This is a genomic window from Flavobacterium sp. (assembly GCF_040382755.1).
In the GTDB taxonomy this organism is placed as follows: Bacteria; Bacteroidota; Bacteroidia; order Flavobacteriales; family Flavobacteriaceae; genus Flavobacterium.
Genome location: NZ_JBEIET010000225.1, coordinates 1 through 1,957 on the forward strand (window position 1 = coordinate 1; position 1,957 = coordinate 1,957).

3 protein-coding genes are annotated in these 1,957 nt (G+C 30.4%); 2 read left to right on the top strand and 1 reads right to left on the bottom strand.

The window, feature by feature from the left end; genetic code table 11:
- Nucleotides 1–16: 16 nt before the first annotated feature.
- Nucleotides 17–175: a T9SS type A sorting domain-containing protein gene (locus ABWO04_RS11485; protein ID WP_353079828.1), complete on the top strand. Its 159-nt coding sequence runs from the start codon at nucleotides 17–19 to the stop codon at nucleotides 173–175.
- A 232-nt stretch (nucleotides 176–407) separates the two neighbouring features.
- Nucleotides 408–995, top strand: coding sequence for an RNA polymerase sigma factor (locus ABWO04_RS11490; RefSeq protein ID WP_353079826.1), 588 nt, complete (start codon nucleotides 408–410; stop codon nucleotides 993–995).
- 227 nt (nucleotides 996–1,222) lie between these two features.
- Here ABWO04_RS11490 and ABWO04_RS11495 read toward each other — a convergent pair whose 3' ends face one another.
- Complete coding sequence (locus tag ABWO04_RS11495) at nucleotides 1,223–1,885, bottom strand: endonuclease III domain-containing protein (protein ID WP_353079827.1); 663 nt, start codon at nucleotides 1,883–1,885, stop codon at nucleotides 1,223–1,225.
- Nucleotides 1,886–1,957: the final 72 nt, after the last annotated feature.

Below are 1,957 nucleotides of genomic sequence, written 5' to 3' on the forward strand. Positions count from 1 at the left end.
AATTTCTGAAGATGAAATTGACAAAGTTGAAGTATATAATATGACAGGTATGTTAGTTTTAGAAACCAAAACGGATACGAATAATATTGATATTAAAAATCTTTCACAAGGAATTTATTTAGTAACAGTTTACTCTGGAGACAAAAGAAGCGTTAAAAAAATGATAGTGAAATAGTTATCAATTAATTATAAAAATTCTAAAAACTACCTCGCGAAAATCTATTTTTGTGAGGTATTTTACTTGGTTTCACTACTTAATTACAATAAAAATGTTAAATTTTTAAATTATATTTGGAATTTAGAAATATTTAACATTATATTTGCTATTAATTAACCCCTAAACCTATTTGCTTATTATATAAAAATACTTTTTTAAAATTTTAGTTCCAAATCTAAAAAGTATATTTATGGCAAATAGAGTACAAACTCCTGACGCAATTTTATTGCAAAACTACATTAGTGGAGACGAAACAGCTTTACAAGTTTTAATAGAAAGACACCAGTCTAAAATCTTTGGATTTATTTATTCTAAAATTCCAGACCGTTCGGTATGCGATGATATTTTTCAAGATACCTTTATTAAAGTAATTAAAACGTTACGCACCAAAGGGTATAATGAAGAAGGTAAGTTTCTGCCTTGGGTAATGCGTATTGCCTCTAATTTAGTTATTGACTATTTCAGACATAATAAAAAAATGCCATTTCAACGAGAAACCGACGAATATAGTATTTTTGATTTTATGACCGATTCAAGTTTGACAATTGAAAACCAACTTATTGAAAATCAAGTAGAATTAGATGTTAGAAAAATCTTAGAACAACTGCCTGAAGATCAAAAAGAAGTTATAAAAATGCGTTTTTATGAAGATTTAAGTTTCAAAGAGATTTCTGAAATTACAGGTGTAAGCATCAATACTGCCTTGGGTAGAATGCGCTATGCTGTAATTAATTTGAGAAAAATTATCGAAAAAAATAATATTATTTTAACGAATTAAAGGTTTCATACAATAATATAATGTGTTCTTGCGTTATCCTATAAATAAACAATTAAGTTCGTATATGGGAAAACTTTACGCTAAAAAAAGACAATCAATTAAAGAAATGAAACCCAGTAAAAGTGCAGTTAGTTTTATATTGAGTTATTCGCAGGCTATGAAAATGGTTAAAGTAGGAAACCTTACTTTTGAAAGCATAGCAAATTGATTAAAAATGCTTCGGAAGATTATTTCGAAGCATTTTTTTTATAATATTCGTTAAGAACAGATTTTCTTCCAATCGTTTTGGTAATGGTATCTTTTTCTAAGTCCCATCCTCTTGCAGGTGAGTATTCTCGTCCGTACCAAATAATTTGTAAGTGCAACTCGTTCCACGTTTCTTCCGGAAAAATAACTTTGGCATCTTTCTCGGTTTGTACAACGTTTTTGCCAGAAGTTAAATTCCATCGGTATAATAATCGGTGAATATGCGTATCTACAGGAAAGGCGGGTACTCCAAATGCCTGACTCATCACAACACTAGCGGTTTTATGCCCAACAGCAGGTAAGGCCTCTAACGCTTCAAAACTTTGCGGCACTTCGCCATTGTATTTTTCTATTAAGATGTGCGATAAACCGTGAATCCCTTTCGATTTCATAGGTGATAATCCGCAAGGACGAATGATTTCCTTAATTTCTTCCACACTCATTTTTATCATATCGTACGGATTGTCAGCTTTAGCAAATAACAAAGGCGTAATCTGATTGACACGAACATCTGTACATTGCGCCGATAGTAAAACAGCAATCAATAAAGTATACGGATCTTTATGGTCTAAAGGAATCGGAATTTCAGGATACAAATCGTTTAACGTATTTATAACAAATGTTGCACGCTCTTTTTTAGTCATTTTTGTATATTTGATGTGGTAAAGTTAATCAATAGCAATTACAATATCAAAAATCAATAACAATAGCAATAA

Bases quoted from the DNA above. Each gene is read 5' to 3' on its own strand.
- ABWO04_RS11490 (WP_353079826.1), top strand. From the start codon at position 408: ATGGCAAATAGAGTACAAACTCCTGACGCAATTTTATTGCAAAACTAC.
- ABWO04_RS11495 (WP_353079827.1), bottom strand. From the start codon at position 1,885: ATGACTAAAAAAGAGCGTGCAACATTTGTTATAAATACGTTAAACGAT.